Origin of the sequence: Roseovarius ramblicola, from assembly GCF_042430665.1 — a bacterium.
GTDB lineage: Bacteria > Pseudomonadota > Alphaproteobacteria > Rhodobacterales > Rhodobacteraceae > Roseovarius > Roseovarius ramblicola.
In genome coordinates this window covers 186,692-207,678 of the sequence record NZ_JBHMEC010000008.1, presented here as the reverse complement: position 1 = coordinate 207,678, position 20,987 = coordinate 186,692, and the positions used below count along the sequence as shown (strand labels likewise).

21 protein-coding genes are annotated in these 20,987 nt (G+C 65.9%); 7 read left to right on the top strand and 14 right to left on the bottom strand.

Going from position 1 to position 20,987, the window contains the following annotated elements; all coding sequences use genetic code 11:
- Nucleotides 1-7 precede the first annotated feature (7 nt).
- A complete protein-coding gene (gene polA / locus ACFFU4_RS04525) occupies nt 8-2,806 on the bottom strand; it encodes a DNA polymerase I (RefSeq protein WP_377067485.1) in 2,799 nt (932 codons plus the stop codon).
- Nucleotides 2,807-2,884: 78 nt separating this feature from the next.
- On the bottom strand, nt 2,885-3,064 hold the full coding sequence (locus tag ACFFU4_RS04520; protein ID WP_377067483.1) for a zinc-finger domain-containing protein: 180 nt from the start codon (nt 3,062-3,064) through the stop codon (nt 2,885-2,887).
- Nucleotides 3,065-3,138: 74 nt separating this feature from the next.
- Here ACFFU4_RS04520 and ACFFU4_RS04515 point away from each other — a divergent pair, with 74 nt between their 5' ends.
- The 3 genes from ACFFU4_RS04515 (at nt 3,139) to fghA (ending at nt 5,938) form a co-directional block, all read left to right on the top strand.
- Nucleotides 3,139-4,074, top strand: a complete 936-nt coding sequence (locus ACFFU4_RS04515; protein WP_377067819.1) for an ABC transporter ATP-binding protein — start codon at nt 3,139-3,141, stop codon at nt 4,072-4,074.
- A gap of 68 nt (nt 4,075-4,142) precedes the next feature.
- Nucleotides 4,143-5,075, top strand: a complete 933-nt coding sequence (locus tag ACFFU4_RS04510) for an AEC family transporter (RefSeq protein ID WP_377067481.1) — start codon at nt 4,143-4,145, stop codon at nt 5,073-5,075.
- Between the two features lie 29 nt (nt 5,076-5,104).
- Nucleotides 5,105-5,938 (top strand): S-formylglutathione hydrolase, encoded by an 834-nt coding sequence (gene fghA, locus ACFFU4_RS04505; RefSeq protein WP_377067479.1) that lies wholly within the window; start codon nt 5,105-5,107, stop codon nt 5,936-5,938.
- A 73-nt stretch (nt 5,939-6,011) separates the two neighbouring features.
- On the opposite strand, the gene ACFFU4_RS04500 is transcribed toward fghA, so the two are convergent.
- The 11 genes from ACFFU4_RS04500 to ACFFU4_RS04450 all read right to left on the bottom strand — a co-directional run bounded on the left by ACFFU4_RS04500 (nt 6,012) and on the right by ACFFU4_RS04450 (nt 15,156).
- Nucleotides 6,012-6,392 carry a YncE family protein gene (locus tag ACFFU4_RS04500; protein ID WP_377067477.1) on the bottom strand — a complete coding sequence of 127 codons (381 nt, stop codon included), beginning with the start codon at nt 6,390-6,392 and terminating at the stop codon, nt 6,012-6,014.
- Between the two features lie 78 nt (nt 6,393-6,470).
- Nucleotides 6,471-7,733: a glycerate kinase type-2 family protein gene (locus ACFFU4_RS04495; protein WP_377067475.1), complete on the bottom strand. Its 1,263-nt coding sequence runs from the start codon at nt 7,731-7,733 to the stop codon at nt 6,471-6,473.
- Nucleotides 7,734-7,770: 37 nt separating this feature from the next.
- The gene (gene rfbA / locus ACFFU4_RS04490) at nt 7,771-8,643 is read right to left on the bottom strand and encodes a glucose-1-phosphate thymidylyltransferase RfbA (protein WP_377067473.1); all 873 of its coding nucleotides are present in this window, start codon (nt 8,641-8,643) and stop codon (nt 7,771-7,773) included.
- Nucleotides 8,640-9,506 (bottom strand): dTDP-4-dehydrorhamnose reductase, encoded by an 867-nt coding sequence (gene rfbD / locus ACFFU4_RS04485; protein ID WP_377067471.1) that lies wholly within the window; start codon nt 9,504-9,506, stop codon nt 8,640-8,642. The genes rfbA and rfbD overlap by 4 nt, the downstream gene beginning before the upstream one ends.
- A complete protein-coding gene (gene rfbB, locus ACFFU4_RS04480) occupies nt 9,503-10,546 on the bottom strand; it encodes a dTDP-glucose 4,6-dehydratase (protein ID WP_377067469.1) in 1,044 nt (347 codons plus the stop codon). Before rfbB ends, rfbD begins: the two co-directional genes overlap by 4 nt.
- A gap of 3 nt (nt 10,547-10,549) precedes the next feature.
- Nucleotides 10,550-11,113 (bottom strand): dTDP-4-dehydrorhamnose 3,5-epimerase, encoded by a 564-nt coding sequence (gene rfbC / locus ACFFU4_RS04475; RefSeq protein ID WP_377067467.1) that lies wholly within the window; start codon nt 11,111-11,113, stop codon nt 10,550-10,552.
- A gap of 144 nt (nt 11,114-11,257) precedes the next feature.
- Complete coding sequence (locus ACFFU4_RS04470) at nt 11,258-12,037, bottom strand: succinate dehydrogenase iron-sulfur subunit (protein WP_377067465.1); 780 nt, start codon at nt 12,035-12,037, stop codon at nt 11,258-11,260.
- A gap of 11 nt (nt 12,038-12,048) precedes the next feature.
- On the bottom strand, nt 12,049-13,851 hold the full coding sequence (sdhA, locus tag ACFFU4_RS04465) for a succinate dehydrogenase flavoprotein subunit (RefSeq protein ID WP_377067463.1): 1,803 nt from the start codon (nt 13,849-13,851) through the stop codon (nt 12,049-12,051).
- Between the two features lie 12 nt (nt 13,852-13,863).
- Nucleotides 13,864-14,235 (bottom strand): succinate dehydrogenase, hydrophobic membrane anchor protein, encoded by a 372-nt coding sequence (gene sdhD / locus ACFFU4_RS04460; protein ID WP_377067461.1) that lies wholly within the window; start codon nt 14,233-14,235, stop codon nt 13,864-13,866.
- Nucleotides 14,236-14,245: 10 nt separating this feature from the next.
- Nucleotides 14,246-14,629 carry a succinate dehydrogenase, cytochrome b556 subunit gene (sdhC, locus tag ACFFU4_RS04455; protein ID WP_377067459.1) on the bottom strand — a complete coding sequence of 128 codons (384 nt, stop codon included), beginning with the start codon at nt 14,627-14,629 and terminating at the stop codon, nt 14,246-14,248.
- Nucleotides 14,630-14,910: 281 nt separating this feature from the next.
- Nucleotides 14,911-15,156 (bottom strand): accessory factor UbiK family protein, encoded by a 246-nt coding sequence (locus ACFFU4_RS04450; protein WP_377067457.1) that lies wholly within the window; start codon nt 15,154-15,156, stop codon nt 14,911-14,913.
- Between the two features lie 98 nt (nt 15,157-15,254).
- Between ACFFU4_RS04450 and lgt the strand changes: the two genes are divergently transcribed.
- From lgt to ACFFU4_RS04430, 4 genes are all read left to right on the top strand, one after another.
- Complete coding sequence (gene lgt, locus ACFFU4_RS04445) at nt 15,255-16,151, top strand: prolipoprotein diacylglyceryl transferase (RefSeq protein WP_377067455.1); 897 nt, start codon at nt 15,255-15,257, stop codon at nt 16,149-16,151.
- On the top strand, nt 16,148-17,212 hold the full coding sequence (locus ACFFU4_RS04440) for a class I SAM-dependent methyltransferase (RefSeq protein WP_377067453.1): 1,065 nt from the start codon (nt 16,148-16,150) through the stop codon (nt 17,210-17,212). The genes lgt and ACFFU4_RS04440 overlap by 4 nt, the downstream gene beginning before the upstream one ends.
- Entirely contained in the window at nt 17,209-17,964 is a 756-nt protein-coding gene (gene pgeF, locus ACFFU4_RS04435) for a peptidoglycan editing factor PgeF (RefSeq protein WP_377067451.1), read from the top strand. The genes ACFFU4_RS04440 and pgeF overlap by 4 nt, the downstream gene beginning before the upstream one ends.
- Nucleotides 17,965-19,089: 1,125 nt before the next feature.
- The gene (locus ACFFU4_RS04430) at nt 19,090-19,491 is read left to right on the top strand and encodes a helix-turn-helix domain-containing protein (protein ID WP_377067449.1); all 402 of its coding nucleotides are present in this window, start codon (nt 19,090-19,092) and stop codon (nt 19,489-19,491) included.
- Between the two features lie 383 nt (nt 19,492-19,874).
- Here ACFFU4_RS04430 and ACFFU4_RS04425 read toward each other — a convergent pair whose 3' ends face one another.
- The gene (locus ACFFU4_RS04425; protein WP_377067447.1) at nt 19,875-20,837 is read right to left on the bottom strand and encodes a Hint domain-containing protein; all 963 of its coding nucleotides are present in this window, start codon (nt 20,835-20,837) and stop codon (nt 19,875-19,877) included.
- Nucleotides 20,838-20,987: the final 150 nt, after the last annotated feature.

Sequence of the window (20,987 nt, the reverse complement as noted above, 5' to 3'; positions counted from 1 at the left end):
ACCCGGCTCAATGCGCCTCGGCCCAGTTCGCCCCCTGTCCCGCGTCCACCACAAGCGGCACATCCAGATGCACCGCCGGGTGCGCGGCCCCCTGCATGACCTCGCGGACCGCCCCGATCACGCGGTCCACGGCATCCTCCTGCACCTCGAAGATCAGTTCATCGTGCACCTGTAGCAGCATCCGGCACGGCAGGTCGGCGATGGCACCGGGCATGCGGATCATGGCGCGGCGGATGATGTCCGCCGCCGTCCCCTGAATCGGCGCGTTGATCGCGGCGCGGCGGGCAAACCCGGCGCGCGGGCCCTTGGCGGAAATCTCGGGCGTGTGGATCTTGCGCCCGAACAGCGTCTGCACATGCCCGTGTTCCCTGGCAAAGGCCACGGTCTCGTCCATGTAGCCCTTGATTCCCGGAAAGCGCTCGAAATACCGGTCGATAAATCCCTGCGCCTCGGACCGCGGGATCCGCAGGTTGCGCGCCAGGCCAAAGCCGGAAATGCCGTAGATCACGCCGAAATTGATCGCCTTGGCCTGCCGCCGCACCTCGGGCGTCATCTCGTCCATCGGCACGTTGAACATCTCGCTCGCGGTCATGGCGTGGATGTCGTGGCCGTCGCGGAACGCCTGTTTCAGCGCGTCGATCTGCGCCACATGCGCGAGGATACGCAGCTCGATCTGGGAATAATCGAGACTGACCAGCAGGTTGCCCTCCTCTGCGACGAACGCTTCGCGGATGCGGCGGCCCTCCTCGGTGCGCACGGGGATGTTTTGCAGGTTCGGATCGGTCGAGGCGAGCCGCCCCGTGTTGGCCCCGGTCTGCACATAGGAGGTGTGCACGCGTCCGGTCTCGGGGTCGATGTGATCCTGCAACGCGTCGGTATAGGTGGATTTGAGCTTCGATAGCTGCCGCCAGTCGAGCACGCGCGCCGGCAGCTCATGCTCGGTCGCCAGATCCTCCAGCACATCCGCGCCGGTGGCCCAGGCCCCGGTCTTGCCCTTCTTGCCGCCGTCCAGGCCCATCTCGTCGAACAGGATCTCACCCAGTTGCTTGGGGCTTCCGACGTTGAACGACCGCCCCGCCAGCGCGTGGATCTCCGCCTCCAACGCGCCCATCTTCTGCGCGAACTTGCCCGACATGGCGCGCAGCGTGGCGCGGTCCACCTTGACGCCGTGCCGCTCCATCCGCGCCAGCACCGGCACCAATGGCCGTTCCAGCGTCTCGTAGACGGTGGTGACGCGCGCGCGGTGCAGTTGCGGCTTGAAGACATGCCACAGCCGCAGCGTGATATCGGCATCCTCGGCGGCGTATTTCACCGCCTCCTCCACCGGCACCCGGTCGAAGGTGATCGCGGACTTGCCACTGCCCAGCAGCGTCTTGATCGGGATCGGCTCGTGGCTCAGGTAGCGCTCCGAGAGCGTGTCCATCCCGTGCCCGTGCTCGCCCGCATGGAGCGCGTAGGACATCAGCATCGTGTCGTCGATGGGCGCGATGGCGATATCATGGGCCGCGAGGATCTTGGCATCGTATTTCATGTTCTGCCCGATCTTGAGGATCGCATCGTCCTCCAGCACCGGCTTCAGCGCCGCCAGCGCGTTGGCCATCGGCACCTGCCCCTCTGCCAGGTCCTCCGAGCCAAAGAGATCGTCCGCCGCCCCTCCCTTGTGCGCCAGCGGGATGTAGCAGGCGGTGCCCGGCGCGGTCGCCAGCGAGATGCCCACCAGATCGGCCTGCATCTCGTTGAGCGAGGTGGTCTCGGTGTCGATAGCGACAAAGCCCTGCGCGCGAATCGCCGCGATCCACCGCTCCAGCGCCGCCATCTCGCCCACCCGCTCATAGCTCGCGGGGTCGATCGCGGGCCAGTCCGGCACCGCCGCCTCTGCCACCTCCTGCGCGGCGGGCTCGGGGATCACCGGCGCCTCGCGCCCCAGCGCCTCGGCGATCCGCTTCGACAGGGTGCGAAACTCCATCTCCGTCAGAAACCCAAGCAGTACCTCGGGATCGGGGTCGCGCACCTCCAGATCGTCGAGCGTGAACTCCAGCGGCGTGTCGCAGTCAAGCTGCACCAGCCGCTTCGACATCTCGATCTGCGCGCGCTTGCCGATCAGCGTCTCGCGGCGCTTGGGCTGCTTGATCTCTTCGGCGCGGTCCAGCAATTCGTCCAGCGAGCCGAACTCGTTGATCAGCAGCGCGGCGGTCTTGATCCCGATGCCGGGCGCGCCGGGGATGTTGTCCACGCTGTCCCCGGCCAGCGCCTGCACATCCACCACGCGGTCCGGGTCCACGCCGAATTTCTCGCGCACCCCGTCCACGTCGATGCGCCGGTTCTTCATCGCGTCTAGCATCTCGACACCGCCGCCGACAAGCTGCATCAGGTCCTTGTCGGAACTGATGATCGTCACCCGCCCGCCCAGATCGCGCGCCTGACAGGCCAGCGTCGCGATGATGTCGTCGGCCTCATAGCCCTCGATCTCCTCGCAGGCGATGTTGAACGCGCGGGTGGCATCGCGGGTGAGCGGGATCTGCGGGCGCATATCCTCGGGCATCGCCTCGCGGTTGGCCTTGTAGGCGTCATAGAGATCGTTGCGGAACGTGTGGCTGCCCTTGTCGAAGATCACCGCCACATGGGTGGGGGCGTCGGGGCCGTGATTGCCCTCGACATAGCGTTGCAGCATGTTGCAAAACCCCGCCACCGCCCCGATCGGCAGCCCGTCGGATTTCCGCGTCAGCGGCGGCAGCGCGTGATAGGCGCGGAATATGAACGACGACCCGTCGATCAGGTGCAGGTGACAGCCTTTTCCGAATGACATCGCGCGCCCTCCCGGTGAGGCTTCTTCTTGGCGGAAATACTCAAATCGCACCCGCCCCACGGGCGCAAGGCCGGTCGCTCAGACCTTGCCCTCGTAATCGCGATGGATCAGCTTGGCGTCGCAATAGGGGCATTCGACATAGCCCGTCTCGCGCGGGATCTGGAGCCACACGCGGGGGTGGCCAAGCGCCCCTTCGCCGCCGTCGCAGGCCACGCGATAGCTGTCGACGATACGGGTTTCCGGGGCCTGCGTTACCATCGGGGCGTTTCCTTTTGCGCTGCGTTGGACTAGGTCGGACTATGCTGGAACAAGAGCCGGGGGGCAAGAGCGGCATGGCGGCAGGTGCCATCGAAATCCGGGGTCTGGTCAAGACCTATGCGGGCGGGCGTCACGGCCCGGAGAAACATGCGCTCAAGGGCATCGACCTCGACATCCCGCAGGGCTCGGTCTTCGGCCTGCTCGGCCCCAACGGCGCGGGCAAGTCCACGCTCATCAACATCCTCGCCGGGCTGGTGGTCAAGACCGCCGGCCGGGTCACGATCTGGGGCTTCGACCAGGACCGCAACCCGAGGCAAAGCCGCGCCTCCATCGGCGTCATGCCGCAGGAATTGAACCTCGACCCGTTCTTCACCCCGCGCGAGGCGCTCGAAGTGCAGGCCGGGCTTTACGGCGTGCCGCGCGGCCAGCGCCGAAGCGACGAGATCCTCGCCCTCGTCGGGCTCGAGGACAAGGCCGGGGCCTACGCGCGCACCCTGTCGGGCGGCATGCGGCGCCGGCTCCTGCTGGCCAAGGCGCTGGTCCATCACCCCCATATCCTGGTGCTCGACGAGCCGACGGCGGGCGTCGATATCGAGCTGCGCGCGATGCTCTGGGAAAATGTCCGCCGCCTCAACCGGGCGGGGATGACCATCATCCTCACCACCCACTACCTCGAAGAGGCCGAGGAGATGTGCGACGAGATCGCCATCATCAACGAGGGCGCCGTGGTGGCGCGTGACAGCACCGCGCGGCTGCTCGACCGGCTCGACGGGCGGCGCATGATCCTCACCCCCGAGGCCCCGGGCACGACCCTGCCGCAGGGCAGCGGGATCGAGGCCGGGCAATGGGCCGACGGCACCATCGAGATCAGCTACCGCGCCCGCGAAACCCCCGCCGAGACGGTGCTCGAAGCGGTCCGCGCGGCAGGCATCCGCATCCGCGACCTGCGCATCGAACAGGCCGACCTCCAGGACGTGTTCCTCGACCTCACGCGCAGCAAGGCGGGCTGAGCCGCGCCCGCGCGCCGTGGCGCACCGCCGGTGATTGACGCCCCCCGCCAGCCTGCTACCAGTGCGCCATGCTCGGCGTATTCCTCCAGACCCTGCCCTTCTTTCTCGTCATCGGCCTCGGCTACGGGGCCGGGCGCAGCGGCTTTTTCTCCGCCGAGGGCACGCGCTGGCTCACCCGCTTCGTGTTCTACTTCGCGCTCTCGGCGATGCTGTTCCGGTTCTCCGCCAACCTGTCGCTCGCCGAGGTGCTCGACTGGCGTCTGGTGGCGGCCTACCTGTCGGCCACCTTCGTCGTCTACCTGCTGGCGACGCTGGTGGCGATGCTGCGCGGTCTCGGGGTCGAGACGGCGGCGATCGAGGCGCAATGCGCGGTGATCGGCAATGTCGGCTTTCTCGGCGTGCCGATGCTGGCGATGCTGATGGGCGAGGCGGCGATCGGCCCGGTGATGCTGGTGCTGGCGGTCGATCTCATGGTGTTCGGCTCGCTGGTGGTGATCCTCATCACCGGGGCGCGCGACGGGCGTATGTCGCCCGCGATCCTGCGCAGCATCGGCGGCGGCCTGATCCGCAACCCGATGATCGTTTCCATCGCCGCCGGGTTCGCGTGGTCGGCTTTGGGCCTGCCGATCCCCGACCCGATGAACGCCTTTCTCGCGCTGCTGGGCGGGGCGGCCACGCCCGGCGCGCTCTTCGCCATCGGCGCGTCGCTGGCGGAGAAATCCGCCGAGCGGCCGCATGTGGCGGGCTGGCTCAGCTTTTGCAAGCTGGTGCTGCACCCGGCGGCGGTGGCGGTCTCGGTGCTCTGGGTGTTCGGCCTGCCGGGCTTTCCGGCGGCGGTGGCGATCGCGGCGGCGGCCTTGCCGGTGGCGGGAAACGTGTTCATCATCGCGCAAAGCTACGGGGTGGCACCGCGCCGCGTCTCCTCGGCGATCTTCATCTCCACCGCCGCGGCGGTGGTCAGCGTCTCGGCGGTGATCGGCTGGACCGGCACGCTCTACTGACACGACATCGACGAAAGGACAGGATCAGAATGCAAACGGTTTCGGAAAACGCCTGCTTCGGCGGCACGCAAGGCGTCCATACCCACGCCTCCGATGTCTGCGGCTGCGACATGACCTTCGGGCTCTTCCTCCCCGAGGAGGCCCGGATCGGCCCGGTGCCGGTGCTGTGGTATCTCTCGGGGCTGACCTGCACCCACGAGAACGCGATGGTCAAGGCCGGCGCGCAGGGCTGGGCCGCCGAGCAGGGCATCGCGCTGGTGTTCCCCGACACCTCGCCGCGCGGCGACGGCGTGGCCAATGACGGGGCGTTCGACCTCGGTCAGGGGGCGGGCTTCTACGTCAACGCCACGCAGGCCCCATGGGCGCCACATTTCCGCATGTGGGATTACGTGGCCACCGAATTGCCCGCGCTCCTCGGGGCCGAATTCCCGCTCGACATGGACCGGCAGGCGATCACCGGACACTCGATGGGCGGGCACGGGGCGCTCACCCTCGCGATGTCGCTGCCGGGGCGGTTCCGCTCGGTCTCGGCCTTCTCGCCGATCTGCAACCCGACGGGCGGCGATTGGGGCCGCAAGCAGTTCGCCGCCTATCTCGGTCCCGACGAGAGCGCCTGGGAAGCCCATGATGCAAGCCTGCTGATGGCCGACCGCGGCTTCGACGGGCCGATGCTCGTCGATACCGGCACCTCCGATCAGTTCCTCGACCTGCTGCGCCCCGAGACGCTCGCCGCCGCCGCATTCGCCCGCCGTCAGCAGGGCAGCGTCCGGATGCAGCCGGGCTATGACCACAGCTACTTCTTCATCTCGACCTTCATGGAGGACCACGTCGCCTTCCACGCCGAGGCGCTCTGGCGGGATTGAAAGGGGGTAACCGGGCCGCGCGCCGCGCGGGGCCGAACCGTGCGGTTCGCGCCCTGAACCTACAGGTTCGGGGTCACTCGATCTGCCGTCCGGGCACCACGCGGAACGGCTCCAGCCGGTCGCCGTTGATCCACGCGTGATTGCCATCCGCGGTGCGCGCCAGCGCGTAGGGCGTCCAGCCGGTGCTGCGCCACCAGCTCTCGTATTCGTCCGTCTCGGCATTGACGCGCCACTGCCCCTCGTCCGCGCGCCCGTCCTGGGGCACATAGAGCGTGGTGCCGTCCGGCCCGTAATACTGGCGGTAGGGCGTGCCCGACCAGGTGCCGACGATGGTGTTGCCGCTGAGCAGCGCCTCGATCTCCGGGGCGGTCAGCGTTTCCTGTACGGTCTGCGCCGCGGCTGTCCCGAGCGCGGGCAGCGACAGCAGCAAGCCCATGAAAAGACGGCGTTTCATTGCGAAACCTCCTTTTGCGGGCCATCAGTATGCCAGAAAAATCCCGCCCGCGCGACCCGTGTGCGCGCCGACGCCGCGTCACGCAGGGGCAATCAGGATGGCGCGGAAATCGTTGACATTGGTCAGCGTCGGGCCGGTGATCACCTGATCGCCGATGGCGGCAAAGAAACCATGCGCATCGTTGCGCGCCAGCGCTTCCGCCGGGTCGACGCCCGCCGCCCGTGCCCGCGCCAGCGTGTCGGGCGCAACGGTCGCCCCGGCCACCTCAGCAGCTCCGTCCACCCCGTCGGTATCGCAAGCGACGGCATGAATCCCCGCCGCCCCCTCCAGATGTAGTGCCAGCGCCAACGCATATTCCGCGTTCGGCCCGCCCACCCCGTCGCCCCGCCGGGTGACGGTCAATTCCCCGCCCGACATCAGCAGCACCGGCGCAGCTCCGGGCGCCAGCCGTGCCTGCGTCTCGCGCGCCAATGCCGCATGCGCGCGCGCCACTTCGCGCGCCTCGCCTTCGAGGTCGTCGCCAAGTGTCTCCACCCGGATGCCCGCGTCCCGAGCCACCCCGGCAGCGGCGTCAAGTGATTGAGAAGGCGCGGCAAATACCACGTTCTCGACCCTCGAAAGGCGCGGATCGCCGGGCGGGATGACGCCGCTTTCCCCGTCCAGAACCGCCCGCGCCGAGGCGGGCAAGGCGATGCCGTAGCGTGCCACCAGCTCGCGCGCCTGTGCCGCCGTGCCCGGCTCGCCCACGGTCGGGCCCGAGCCGATCATCGCCGGATCGTCCCCCGGCACGTCCGAAATCATGAGCGCCCGCATCCGCGCCGGATACGCGGCGGCGGCAAGCTGCCCGCCCTTGACCGATGACAGGTGCTTGCGGATCAGGTTCATGTGTCCGATCGGCGCGCCCGAGGCCAGCAAGCCTTCGTTGACCGCCCGCTTGTCCGCCAGCGTCATCGCACCCGCCGGCTGCACCAGAAGCGACGACGCCCCGCCCGAGATGAGCGCCAGCACCGTGTCGTCCTCTCCCAGCCCTTCTAGCAGCCGCAGCATCCGCCCGGTGGCCGCGCGCCCCGCCTCGTCCGGCACCGGGTGCGCCGCCTCGACGATCTCGACACCGTCGCAGGGCCGTCCATAGCCGTAGCGCGTGATCACCAGCCCCTCGCAGGGGCCCCATTCCGCCTCGACCGCCTCGGCCATGCGCGCGCTCGCCTTGCCCGCGCCCACGACCACACAGCGCCCCCGGGGTCTTGGCGGCAGGTGCGCGGCAAGGCTGCGCATCGGGTCGGCGGCGGCGACGGCCTCATCAAAGAGGCGGCGCAGCAGTGGAAGGGGGAGGAGGGTCATCAGGCGGGCTCCTGCATGAGTGGGTGTGCGGACCGGATCATCCGGCGACGCCTGCGAGATAGCTGCCATAGGCATTCCTGGCAAATGCCTCGGCGCGCGCGCGCAGCGCCGCCGCATCAATCCAGCCCGCGCGAAAGGCGATCTCGTCGGGAGAGCCCACCTGAAGCCCCTGCCGCTCGGTCAGGGTGCGCACGAAATTGCCCGCGTCCAGCAGGCTGCCATGCGTCCCGGTATCGAGCCAGGCAAAGCCGCGTCCCATCTTTTGAACGTCGAGCGCCCCGTCCCGGAGGTAGCCCTGCAGGAGGGTGGTGATCTCGAGTTCACCACGATCCGACGGGGTGACGGCACGGGCGCGTTCCGGGGCGGTGCCGTCGAGGAAATAGAGCCCGGTTACCGCGTAATGCGACGGCGGCGTCTCGGGTTTTTCGATGATCGCGCGAACGACGCCCTCCGCGTCGAAATCCACCACGCCATAACGTTCGGGGTCGGCCACGCGATAGCCGAAGACGGTGCCGCCGGTATCTTGTGCCGTAGCGCGTGCCAACATCTCGGGCAGGCCATGACCGAAAAAGATGTTGTCGCCCAGCACCATGGCCGAAGGGTCGCCGTCCAGGAAATCTTCGGCCAGCAGGTAGGCCTGCGCCAGCCCATCGGGTGAGGGTTGTTCGATATACGTGAACGCGACACCCCATTGGCTGCCATCGCCCAGGAGCCGCGTGAACTGCTCGCGGTCCTGCGGCGTCGTGATGATCGCGATGTCGCGTATGCCCGCCAGCATCAGCACCGACAGCGGGTAATAGATCATTGGCTTGTCATAGAGCGGCAGGAGCTGCTTCGACACCGCGATGGTGATGGGAAAAAGCCGCGTGCCGGAACCGCCCGCGAGGATGATGCCCTTGCGTGTCGTCATCGTGAAATGTCTCCAAGCTCTGTCAGGATGTCGCGCAGCCCGTCTCGCCAGTCGGGCTGTTCGAGGCCAAAGGCGTCGCGCGTCGCGCGGCAATCGAGCCGCGAATTGAGTGGACGTCGCGCCGGGGTGGGGTAGTCGGCGGTCGGGATGTCCTCGACCGGGCAGGCGATGCACGCCATGTCGAAAATCGCGCGGGCGAACCCGGCGCGGGAGGTCTCGGGTGCGCCCGAGAAATGGTAGGTGCCGGTCTTGCCCGGCTCGGCGCGCAATGACGCGGCGATGCGCAGGCAGGCATCGGCCAGGGCGTTCGCGGGCGTCGGCCCGCCGACCTGATCGGCGACGACGCGCAGGCTGTCCCGCTCGCGCGCCAGCCGCAGCATGGTGCGCACGAAATTGCTGCCATGCGCCGAGACCACCCAGGACGTGCGCAGGATCGCGTGCGCCGCGCCGCTCTCGCGCACCGCCATCTCGCCCGTCAGTTTGCTGCGCCCGTAGGCCCCGAGCGGGGCGGGGATGTCGCCCGGCTGCCACGGTTCGCTGCCTGCCCCGTCAAAAACGTAATCGGTCGAGATGTGAACGAGCGGGATGCCGAGCACCGCACATTCGGCGGCCATCGCGCCGGGGGCGGCAGCATTGACGCGAGTGGCGCGGTCCTCTTCTTCCTCGGCGCGGTCGACGGCGGTGTAGGCGGCGGCGTTGATGACGGCGTCGGGGACGGTTTCACGGATGAGTGCGGCACAGGTCTCCGGCGCTTCGAGATCGGCCCGGTCGCGCCCGGACATGTCGAGCCTCACGCCGCGCGGCACCCGGCGCGCGATCCCGGTGCCAAGCTGCCCGGTGCGGCCAAGGACCAGGATCCTCATGCCGTCACGCCCAGCCGTGTGCCCACGCCCTCGCGATCCAGAAGCGCGCGCCACCACGGCTCGTTGTCGAGATACCACTGCACTGTGCGTTTCAGCCCCTCTTCAAGGGTTACCGAGGGCCGCCAGCCAAGCTCGTCGCGGATGCGGCTGGGGTCGATGGCATAGCGCGCGTCATGGCCCGGGCGGTCGGTGACGAAGGTGATCCGATCGGCGTGAGAGCCGCGCACCTTCGGCCGCAACGCATCGAGAATGCCGCAAAGCGTCCGCACCAGTTCGAGATTGCTGCGCTCGCTCTCGCCGCCGATATTGTAGCTGCGCCCGACGGTGCCCTTTTCCACCACCAGCAAAAGCGCGTCGGCGTGGTCCTCGACATAGAGCCAGTCGCGCACGTTGGCACCGTCCCCGTAGATCGGCAGCGGCGTGCCCGCCAGCGCGTTGAGGATCACCACCGGGATGAGCTTTTCGGGGAATTGGCAGGGGCCGTAATTGTTGGAACAGTTGCTGAGTACCACCGGCAGGCCATAGGTCTCGTGCCACGCGCGCACGAGGTGATCGGAGGCCGCCTTGGACGCCGCATAGGGGCTGTGCGGGTCATAGGGGGTGTCTTCGGTGAATTGCCCCTCGGCCCCGAGCGAGCCGTAGACCTCGTCGGTGGAGATATGGTGAAAGCGGAACGCCCCGGGTGTGCCCGCGTTCGTCCAATGCGCGCGCGCGGCCTCGAGCATGTTGTAGGTGCCGGTGATATTGGTCTCGACAAAGGTGCCGGGCCCGTCGATCGAGCGGTCGACATGGCTCTCGGCGGCGAGGTGCATCACCGCGTCCGGCGCGTGGGCGGCAAAGATGCGGTCGAGCGCCGCGCGGTCGCGGATATCGGCGTGCTCGAAGGTATAGAGCGGGCTCGCGGCGACTTCGGCAACGTTCTCGGGGCAGGCGGCATAGGTGAGCGCGTCCAGGTTGATCACCTCGTGCCCGCGCGCCACGGCCAGCCGCACCACCGCCGAGCCGATGAACCCGCAGCCGCCGGTGACCAGGATACGCATGGCCTACCCTTTCCACTCGAACGGCGAGTTGAGTTCGGCGAAGGCCGGGGCTGCGGCGTCCTTGTCCGACAGGATCGGGGTCACGTCATCCAAGCCCCAGTCGATCCCGATATCGGGATCGTCGAAGCGCACCGTGCCGTCGCACTCGGGCGCGTAGTGATCGCTGCACTTGTAGATGATCTCGGTCTCCGGCTCGCGCGTGACAAAGCCGTGCAGGAACCCCTCGGGGATCAGTATCTGCCGTCCGTTCCCGAAGCTAAGCTCCACCCCGAACCAGCGCCCGCAGGTCGGGCTGCCCCGACGGATATCCACCGCCACGTCGAATAGCCGCCCGCGCCCGCAGCGCACCAGCTTGGCCTGTGCGCGGGGCGGGGATTGGTAGTGCAGGCCCCGCATCGTGCCCATCCGTGGCGAGAACGAGTGGTTATCCTGCACGAAATCAATGTCGAACCCCGCCTCTGCCATGCGTCTGCGATTCCACGTCTCGGAAAAGAAGCCGCGGCTGTCGCCGAACCGCGCGGGGGTGAGCACCACCACACCGGAAAGCGGGGTCTGTTCGATTTTCATGCGGGGTCCATCACGCTCCTCACCGACGCGTGCAGCATTTCAGAAATGCCGCCAGACGACAATCGCGACGATGCGGGGGATACAACAAGACCCCGGCCTGGGAGCCGGGGTCTTTCCGTTGGTCAGCCTCGCGCGCGACGCCGGTTACACCACCCGCTCGACCATCATCTTCTTGATCTCTGCGATCGCCTTGGCGGGGTTGAGGCCCTTGGGGCAGGTTTTGGTGCAGTTCATGATCGTGTGGCAGCGATAGAGTTTGAACGGATCCTCAAGATCATCCAGGCGCTCGCCCGTCGCCTCGTCGCGTGAATCGATGATCCAGCGATAGGCGTGCAGCAGGGCGGCGGGCCCCAGATACTTGTCGCCATTCCACCAGTAGGACGGGCAGGAGGTCGAGCAGCAGGCGCACATCACGCATTCGTAAAGCCCGTCAAGCTTTTCGCGATCCTCGATGGACTGCTTCCACTCCTTCGCGGGCCGGTTGGTCTTGGTTTCAAGCCACGGCATGATGCTCTCGTGCTGCGCGTAGAAATGCGTGAGATCCGGGATCAGGTCCTTGACCACCGGCATATGCGGCAGCGGGTAGATCTTCACGTCACCCTTGATTTCGTCCATGCCGTAGATGCACGCGAGCGTGTTGATCCCGTCGATATTCATCGCGCACGACCCGCAAATCCCCTCGCGGCAGGACCGGCGGAAGGTCAGTGTCGGGTCGATCTTGTTCTTGATGTAAATCAGCGCATCCAGAACCATCGGACCACAATCGTCGAGATCGACGAAATAGGTATCCACCCGCGGGTTCTGCGCGTCATCCGGGTTCCAGCGGTAGATCGTGAATTTGCGCGGGTCGGAGGCCCCTTCGGGCTTGGGCCACGTCTTGCCGGTGGTGATCTTGGAATTCTTGGGCAGGGTGAATTGAACCATGATCCGTCTCCTTAGAACGTGCGCTCTTTGGGCGCGATCTTCTTGAGGCTGATGCCGCCGGCGTCCTCGGGGGTGATCGGGTCCTCTATGATCGGGCGATAGCTCAGATCGACATTCGTCTCGCCGATCCGTGCGATGGTGTGCACGCGCCATTTCTTGTCGTCGCGCTTGGGGTGATCCTCATGCGCGTGGGCACCGCGGCTTTCGTGCCGCGCCTCGGCGCCAAAGATCGTGGCGAGCGCGCAGGGCATAAGGTTGGTCAGCTCCAGCGTTTCCATAAGGTCCGAGTTCCAGACGAGGCTGCGGTCGGTGACCTTGAGATCGGCCACCTTGGCGGCCACGCCCTTCATCTTGTCGACGCCGTTGGCCAGCGTTTCGGAGGTGCGGAAGACGGCGGCGTCTTCCTGCATGGTCTTTTGCATCTCCAGCCGCAGGTCGGCGGTGGGCACCGCGCCATCCGCATGGCGCAGCTTGTCGAACCGGTCGAGCGCCTTGTCGACTTCGGCCTTGTTGGTTGCCGGAACGGCGCTTTCGGCATCCACCACCTTGCCCGCGCGAATCGCGGCGGCACGACCGAACACCACGAGGTCGATCAGAGAATTCGACCCAAGCCGGTTCGCGCCATGCACCGATGCACAGGCGGCCTCGCCCACGGCCATCAGGCCGGGGACCACGGCGTGCGGGTCGTCCTTGGCGGGGTTGATCACCTCGCCCCAGTAATTCGCCGGTATGCCACCCATGTTGTAGTGCACCGTGGGCAGCACCGGGATCGGCTCCTTGGTGACGTCGACGCCGGCAAAGATCTTGGCGGTTTCCGAAATTCCCGGCAGGCGCAGGTTCAGCGCTTCGGGCGGCAAGTGGCTCAGATTCAGGTGGATATGATCCCCGTCGCGACCAACGCCACGCCCTTCGCGGATTTCCATGGTCATGCAGCGACTGACATAGTCTCGTGGGGCCAGATCCTTGTAGTTGGGCGCATAACGCTCCATGAACCGTTCGCCCTCGGAATTTGTCAGATACCCGCCCTCGCCGCGCGCGCCCTCGGTGATCAGCATTCCGGGGCCAAACACACCCGTGGGATGGAACTGCACGAACTCCATGTCTTGTAGCGGCAGCCCGGCGCGGGCCACCATACCATTGCCGTCACCGGTACATGTATGCGCTGACGTGCAATTGAAAAACGCCCGGCCATAGCCGCCCGTCGCCAGAACCACCATCTTGGCGTTGAAAACATGCATCGTGCCATCATCCAGCTTCCAGCACACCACGCCGGTGCAGGCGCCATCGGTCATGATCAGGTCGATGGCGAAATACTCGATGTAGAACTCGGCTTTTTCCTTCAGGCTCTGCCCATAAAGCGTGTGCAGGATCGCGTGGCCGGTCCGGTCGGCGGCGGCGCAGGTGCGCTGCACCGGCGGCCCCTCACCGAATTCGGTGGTGTGGCCGCCAAAGGGACGCTGATAGATCTTGCCCTCCTCGGTCCGCGAGAACGGCACACCGTAATGCTCCAACTCGTAGACGGCCTTGGGGGCCTCGCGCGCGAGGTATTCCATCGCGTCGGTATCGCCCAGCCAATCCGACCCCTTGATGGTGTCATACATATGCCACTGCCAGCTATCGGGGCCCATGTTGCCCAGGCTCGCGGCAATGCCGCCTTGTGCGGCCACGGTGTGTGAGCGGGTCGGGAACACCTTGGTCACGCAGGCGGTGCGCAGCCCCTGTTCGGCCATGCCGAGTGTTGCGCGCAGCCCGGCTCCCCCGGCCCCCACAACCACGACATCGTAATCATGCGTCTCGTATTCGTATGCGGCCATAGTGTCAGTCCCTCACAGCGCGATCTTGGCAAGGGCAAAGAGCCCGGTGGCGATCAGCCCGTAACTTAGAATGGTGGTGAAGATAACAAGCGCGCGGCGGGTGCTGCCGTGGGCGTAATCCTCGATCATGGTCTGTGCCCCTGATGCGAAATGGCGCAGCCCGAAGAAGATCACGAGGCCGGTCAGGAGGGCCATTGCGGGATGCGCGAAGGTGGCGAGCACCTCCTCCCGGGTGCCGCCGACGGCACGCCCGAAGGCCACGAGGAAGACGGGGATGATCAGCGCTAGGCCCACGCCGCTCATCTTCATGTACCAGAAATGCTCGGTCCCGGTGCCGGCCGCGCCCTTGCCTTCGGCGCGTTTGCGTGCGGTGAGATAGCGCATGTTTCCCTCCTCAGACCAGAAGCAGAGTGATGACGGTGAGAACGACCGAGCCGATGATGCAGGCCCAGCCGAGCCGCTCCGCCGTCTCGATGTCGAGCCCCTTGCCCGCGTCGAAATAGAGATGCCGCAGCCCGGCAAGGTAGTGGTACCACACCGCCCAGAGCGACAGCGTCATCACCAGGTCGCCGAACCAGGAGGTCATAACCGCGTCGGCAGTGGTGAAATAGCTCTCGGATGTCGCCGCGGCGAGCAGCCACCAGACGATCAGCGCGGCGGCCACGATCAACGCGTTGCCGGTGATCCGCGTCAGGATCGAACTGATCGAGGTCATCTGAGGGCGGTAGATCTGCAAATGGGGGGAAAGCGGGCGTTCAACCTCTGTGGTCTCGGCCATGGAGAACCTCCTTGATGTTCGGCGGCGGCACAGGGCCTGCTCTGGCTGTCCCCGTTCTGACGGGTTTTGTCGCCCCTGTCACCTGTTACGAGGAGGAAATAGGCCGATACGGGCGATTCGCCGCAATAAACGCTCATTTGTGATCACGTAAAATTCCGTGTGATCACAATATATGATGCCAGCGGCCGCGACTCACGATGTGGGCAAGCCCTTGGAATCGCCTTGCCCTCCGCAGGTAATGCCTGCCAGGGCGCGCTTTTGTGATCACAAAAGGCCCGCCCTCAAACGTCGCGCTTTTCCAGCGCTTCGATGCGTGCCCTGAGCGCCTCGTTCTCCTCGCGCGCCTTCTGCGCCATCGCGCGCACCGCGTCAAATTCCTCGCGGGTTACAAAGTCCTGCTCGGCCAGCCACCGGTCGATCAGCGATTTCATCGCTGTCTCGGCCTCGGTACGCGCGCCCTGCGCCACGCCCATCGCGTTGGTCATCAATTGGCTCAGATCGTCGAGCACCTTGTTTCGCGTCTGCATCGCTTGTCTCCGGCATTTTCACTCTCCCGTGTATATGGCTCGCATACCCCTGATCACAAGGTTGACTTTCCCCGCGCGCGAGAGGCACAGACACGCTTATGCAGGCGTCAATCACCTTTCCCGAGATCAGCCCCGAGATCGTGTCGGTCACGCTTTTCGGCATGGAATTCGCCCTGCGCTGGTACGCGCTGGCGTATATCGCGGGGATTGTCATAGGCTGGCGCATCGTGGTGGCCGCCATGCGCCGCCCGGCGCTCTGGCCCGGTGATCGCGCGCCGATGGAACCCAAGGACGTGGAGGATCTGCTCTCATGGGTGATCCTCGGTGTGATCTTCGGCGGGCGGCTGGGCTATGTGCTGTTCTACCAGCCGGGCTATTATCTCGCCAATCCGGGCCAGGTCCTGCAGGTCTGGCAGGGGGGCATGGCGTTTCACGGCGGGCTTCTGGGTGTCGTGCTTGCGGTGATCCTGTTTTCGCGGGCGCGCGGGATCAACTGGATCTCGGTCGCCGACGCGCTCTGCATGGTGACGCCCGTGGGCCTCCTGCTGGGCCGGATCGCGAATTTCATCAATGCCGAGCTTTGGGGGCGGCCCACGGACCTGCCCTGGGGCGTGATCTTTCCGGGCGCGGCGGCGCAGGATTGCGCAGGCGTTGCGGGGCTCTGTGCGCGGCACCCCTCGCAGCTCTACGAGGCGGCGCTCGAGGGGTTGATCCTCGGGGCGGTGCTGCTGTGGCTGGGTTGGCGGCGCGGGGCGCTGCGCTTTCCCGGCACGCTCACGGGCGTGTTCTTCGCGGGCTACGGCGCCGCGCGCTTCGTCGTCGAGTTCGTGCGCCAGCCGGACGCACAGTTCGTCTCTCCGGGTAACCCGTTGGGGCTCGCCTTTCACGTGGAAGGTTATGGCCTGACCATGGGGCAGACGCTGTCGCTGCCGATGATCGCTTTCGGTCTCGGCATGGTGTTCTGGGCGCGGCACAGTGGTCGGACACTCGCATGACGCCGCTTGCCGAGAAGCTTGCCACCCGGATCGCCGCCACCGGCCCGATGAACCTCGGCGATTACATGTCCGCGTGCCTCATGCACCCCGAGCACGGCTATTACACCCGCCGCGATCCGCTCGGTGTCTCGGGCGATTTCACCACCGCGCCGGAAATGAGCCAGATGTTCGGCGAGCTTGTGGGCCTCAGCCTCGCGCAATGCTGGCTGGACCAGGGCGCGCCCACGCCCTTCGTGCTGGCCGAGCTTGGCCCTGGCCGCGGCACGCTGATGACCGACCTGCTGCGCGCCACCCGCGGCGTGCCGGGCTTTCACGGTGCGCTCCGCCTCCATCTAGTCGAGACGTCACCCGCCTTGCGTGAGGTGCAGGCGGTCACGCTGGCGCGCGATGACGTGACGTGGTGCGACCAGGTGACGGATCTGCCGGACTCTCCCCTCTACCTCGTCGCCAACGAGTTCTTCGACGCGCTGCCGATCCGGCAGTTCCAGCGTGCGGGCAATGGCTGGCGCGAGCGGGTGGTGGGGCTTGACGGTGACGCCCTGACGCTCGGCCTCGGCCCCGAGGGCAAGCGCCCGGAGCTCGCGCATCGGCTGGAGGATACACGCGAGGACGACGTCGTCGAGACCTGCGCGCCCGGCACCGTCATCGCCGCCGAAATCGGCGCGCGGATCGCCGCGCGCGGCGGCGCGGCGCTGATCGTGGATTACGGCGATTGGCGCTCGCTGGGCGACACGTTTCAGGCGGTGGCGTGCCATGCGCCCGCCGATCCGCTCGCCGCCCCAGGCGAGGCCGATCTCACGGCTCATGTGGATTTCGAGGCGCTTGCCCTTGCCGCCGCCCCCGCCGCACACGCCCGCCTCTGCCGGCAGGGCGCGTTCCTCGCCCGGCTAGGGATTGGCGCGCGGGCCGAGGCGCTGGCGAGTGGGCTGTCGGGGGCGGCGCTCGAGAGCCACATGTCCGCATTTCGCCGCTTGACCGGGGCAGGGGAAATGGGGACGCTCTTCAAGGTGCTGGGCCTCATGCCACCCGGCGCGGCACCGCCACCCGGACTGGAGCCATGACGCTGGAAATCATCACCGCTGACGCGCTCGCGCCGCTGAAGCACGGGTTCTTTACCCGGCGGGGCGGGGCGTCGTCGGGGATTTTCTCGGGGCTCAATTGTGGGCCGGGCTCGTCGGACCAGAGCGAGATCGTCAGCATCAACCGCAGCCGCGTTGCCTGCGCCATGCAGGTCGTGCCGGACCATCTCGTGACCGTCCACCAGGTGCATTCCGCAGACGTGGTGAGCGTTACCGCCCCGCTCGACACGCGCCCGCGCGCCGATGCCATCGTCACCGCCACCCCGGGCCTCGCGCTCGCGGTCCTGACCGCCGATTGCCAGCCGGTGCTGATTGCCGATGGAGAGGCGGGCGTGATCGGGGTCGCCCACGCGGGCTGGCGCGGGGCGCGCGATGGCGTTCTGGAGGCGACGCTCGACGCGATGGAGGCGTTGGGCGCGGAGCGCGCCCGCATCGTCGCGGTCATCGGGCCGTCGATCAGCCAGCGCAACTACGAGGTCGGCCCCGAACTTCTAGAGGATTTCCTCGCCGACGATCCCGATAGCGCGCGATTCTTCGCCAACGGCGAGGCAGATCGTTATCTGTTCGACCTGCCGGGATACGGGCTCTCGCGATTGCGGCGGGCGGGTGTGGGGCACGCGGAATGGACACGCCACTGCACATATGCCGACCCGGAACGGTTCTATTCCTTCCGCCGCGCCACCCATGCCGGCGAGGCGGATTACGGACGGCTCATCTCCGCGATCCGCCTGTAACGGTACCGGTAGCCCTGCATAGATCTGAAATCTGAAAATAATTATCTAGGTCAGTGCTTTAGAGAGCGCCTTGCAGCCATGAAACTTTCATCTGGATGGACAGGATCAACCGCCTGAATTCAGAGCAGACCACAGTTCCCGACGCATGGATCTGCAAACCAAGCTGGTCCAGCAATGACCTGATCTGCGAAACGCTCAGCGTGTGCTGCCGCGCGGACTACGCCTCAGGGGTGCGTAGGTCCCCTGACAGCTGCTTCGGCAAAGCGGCTTCCCTATTTCGCAACCCTACTACACGCCACGGCGAGTTTGATTCTACCTTGCGCCCGAGCGTCCCCAGACAAGCCGTTGCCGTGAACAAACCAAGCATCTGACGCGTTGTGAGGCAACCGACTGAAAAGGGGAAAACAAGCCGAGGCATTGCCCCACCGGGTGGTGTAGGAGGCCGCGCGGGTTTCGTCCGCCTCGTTCACGGGTTTTCGCAAAGGTAGGTAGAAGCGCGGGCACCACAGGTCGGGGTTGGAAATTACATGTTCAAAACATGCATTCAGGATGGAAATGGCGGAGACGAAGTCCGACAACCTGATAATCTTATGAACGTAAATATCTGATTTACAGTAACTTTCAATTTTATTGTCAAGCAAATTGTATAGCACAATGTATAGCAAAATTCAGCTAGGGTCGGCCTTGCTCGACTGACCTATGAGGCAACCTGGGTGCTTTCGGGGATGATCTGGCAATCAATCCCCGAACGCGCTGGACCAGGTGGACCACCTGGACCGCTCTTGACGCGCGGCGCATATGCGCGTCCCGTTGGTCCGGGTGGTCCGGGTGGTCCGGGTGGTCCGGGTGGTCCGGGTGGTCCGGGACCTTACGTTGACCCGGACTGTCCAACTGGTCCGACCGGTCCCCAATTGTTCGAGAAACATGCTCCAACAGGGAATAGGCGCCAGGCGCTCGTGCTGCCAGCAGCGCTTTCGTCCACGAACAGCATTTCCGTCATGTGCCCCAGAGAACTGTGGCGCTGTGGGATTAAATTTGTTTCCCGCCCGTTCCCCGTCAGACCGTTGCTATGAATAAAGCAAGCAGCTGATGCGCTGTGAGACAATTGACTGAAAAGGGGAGAAAATGCCGAAGAAACCTTACTCAAACACCAGGCTCGCGAAATACATCGAGAAGCGCGTATTGGAGCTCAAGCCCCGGAAGTCGCAGATCGAGATCGCCGTCGAGGCCGGGTTCGTCAGCGTCAACATGCTCTCGATGCTGAAGAACGGCTCCAGCAAGCTGCCGCTCGATCGCGTGCCCAGCCTGGCGCGCGCACTCGAATGCGATCCGGCCTATTTGTTGCGCCTGACGCTCGAGCAGATCGAAGGCGATACCGCCGCGCACGCGCTCGTGGAGATCATGGGCACGCCGGTCACCGGCAACGAGCTCGGCTGGCTGCAGGAGATCCGCGACGCCTCGGATCATAGCGATCCGCGCATGACCAGCCGCGGCCGCGCGGCGATCCGGGCGATCTTTGGACGGTAGACGCATGAAGGCATCCGTCAGCACGTCCACGAAGGAAGGACCGTCCTGCGCGCGTCGGCTTTCGGTCGGCCCCGAAGGCCTGACCGACAACGAGGTCGCTTGGGTGGAGTTCCCGCGGATGATCGGCAACAGGCGCGATCCGATAGTGCCCCAGGAAATGGTGTAGGAACTGGCGTCCACCCGGTGGGGCACTACCCGCGATCCGCGCCCGACGCTTCGTCGCGTGCAACTGCTCCGGCGCGTCTGCAGGAAGGTCTGACGGCATCGCGCGTGGCCCGTGATACATGATACAGATGGGCCGCGCGTGATGTCTTGCGGATGCCTGTTCCTGAACTCTTCTTCCTGCGAAGCTGCGAGACAATACGGGAATATGATGCCGTCGCTCACGCTGTGAGAAGCGATGCCTCATAGCTCCGGGCGACCCGCCGTGCGACAAGCTCGAGGTCGGTCCCATCGGCGAGTTCGGGAAACAGCGCCAGCAACTCCTGCATACTCTCGCGCGGAAGTGTGCTCAGACCCTCGCGTCCGAAATAGAGGCTTTCGGACAGCACACCATTGCCATCGATGATTTCATGCCGGTCAAACCTGAGATGGAAATAGCGCACACGCCCCCCGGGGACGCGTCGCGCCATACCGGCGTCGGCGAGGTGACAAGCCGCCACGAGGACCTGATCGGTTCCGAGAAGCAGTTCTGCCCGCCATCCTTGTATCAGGATGCGGTGCTGTGGCGACACGCACAGGCGTTCCGTGTTTCCAAGACTTCCAGGGGAGAACTCGATCGGCGCGAGCGTTCCAAGGGCGGCCACTTCAGCTCCTCCCACCCAGCGAACCGGCTGAAACCCATGATCGAGGGTCCAGACCTCGTCGCCCACCTCGATCTCTTCGACGGCCTTTGTGCCTTGACGCATCCGGATGCGCGTCCCCGCGACGAAACAGGGCACGCCCGGGAACTGTGTCGGTGACGTTCCGTCGAGGTCTGCCACCTGCAGCTTCGTGTTCCCGTTTTGCAGATTTGGATAGTCTGGATCGCCCGGCTGACCGGTGAGGTCGATGGCGAAGGTTTCGCCCACTGCGATCGGCGCACCGGCTTCCGTAGTCGTGACACGGATGAACGCCGCCGGCTGGCCCGGGTCTCCCCTGACATCACCCGACCCGAGATAGTCGTAGGAATAGGTGAACCCGCCAATGGTCACCGAGTCATTGAGAAGCACTGTATCCAGCGAAACCGACCCGGAGGTTTCGTTGAATACCGCACCGAGAGTGATCCCGGTGGTTATGTTGATATTGCCTCCGTCCGCGAACGGATCGCCGTTCACGTTCTGAAGCGTCAGAGAAATTGTCGCCATATGCCTGTTCCGGCCGCCTCAACCGACTTTTTAGTTTAGCCGCATTTGTGAAAGCGGCTTTCAGAAACGCTGAACTGGCACGTCTGCCAACTCTACCGGACGTGCTTCGGCAATCTATCAGCCCGGCACCGATCCATGTTCATCCTCAGA